Source organism: Corynebacterium sp. KPL2680, from assembly GCF_040225675.1.
GTDB classification, from domain to species: Bacteria; Actinomycetota; Actinomycetes; order Mycobacteriales; family Mycobacteriaceae; genus Corynebacterium; species Corynebacterium rhinophilum.
This window is the reverse complement of the sequence record NZ_JBEHFM010000060.1, coordinates 1-960: the sequence shown is the minus strand read 5'-3', so window position 1 is coordinate 960 and position 960 is coordinate 1. Positions and strand designations below refer to the sequence as shown.

Annotated in this window: 1 protein-coding gene; it reads left to right on the top strand. The window is 49.2% G+C overall.

Annotated elements, in window-relative coordinates:
* Positions 1–218: 218 nt before the first annotated feature.
* On the top strand, positions 219–960 hold a 742-nt coding region (locus ABRP66_RS11625), incomplete at its 3' end, for a terminase gpP N-terminus-related DNA-binding protein (RefSeq protein WP_502879919.1).

The following is a 960-nucleotide window of genomic DNA, read 5'->3' as shown; positions in this document are numbered from 1 at the left end:
TGTCGCGACTGACCTGTCAACCATCACGACCACTTACCCAGGAACAGACTGTCAAATAAGTCATGAATTCGGACACCTCCGGGCGCACAATGTGAAGTCTCGAGACATCGTTCCTATGGTCTCTCGAGGCTTTTCTTTTTTGTGGTGCCCTGGGCGGCGTGGAGTTTGGGGTTAAACGACAAAAGGGGATGCGGACGAAATCTTGGAGGATTTTCCGTATGTCTAATATTCGATACACGAATGCGCAACGACTTAAGGCGTTAGAGGTATTCGACAGGACTCAATCTGTCACAAAGACTGTCCGCGAGTTGGGTTACCCAGGCCGTTGGACGCTCCACCTCTGGATTAGACAGCGGTCTGAACCACCATCTTCTCCTATTCGGCGGACAACGCTGAAACGCTACCCGTTTACGACAAAGCTTAAAGCAGTCGAGCTTTTCAACTCCGGTATGTCTCCTGATGCCGTTGCAGCCGAGTTGTCGCTGAACTCGAAAATGAGCGTCTATGCTTGGGCCCAACGATTCCGTGAGGAAGGAAAGTGGGGCTTGATGAGCGCAACTGAACGCAAACAGTCAGCTGGCATCGTAACTCACAAAGCCTTGGAGAAGTCGCTTCCAGATGATGCGGCACAGCTTAAGAAACTGGCAGCGCGACTATCAGCAGAAAAGGCCGTGCTAGAAAAAGAGCTGGAAGAAATAAAAAAAGACGACAGCATCGACCCAACCAATCTCAGTAACAGATTCAAAACTATTGTGGTCGATGCGTTACGGTCTGCTTTTCCGATTTCACTGCTGCTTGACATTGTCGGACTATCGTCTTCTAGCTTCTATTATCAGCTCAAAGCCTTGAAGAGTCCTTCAAAGTATGCGGAGCTGACCGAAAAAATTACCGAAATCGTAAAAGACTCCGAATTCAGCTACGGCTACCGTCGCGTCTGGATTCAATTGAAGCAATCGGGAA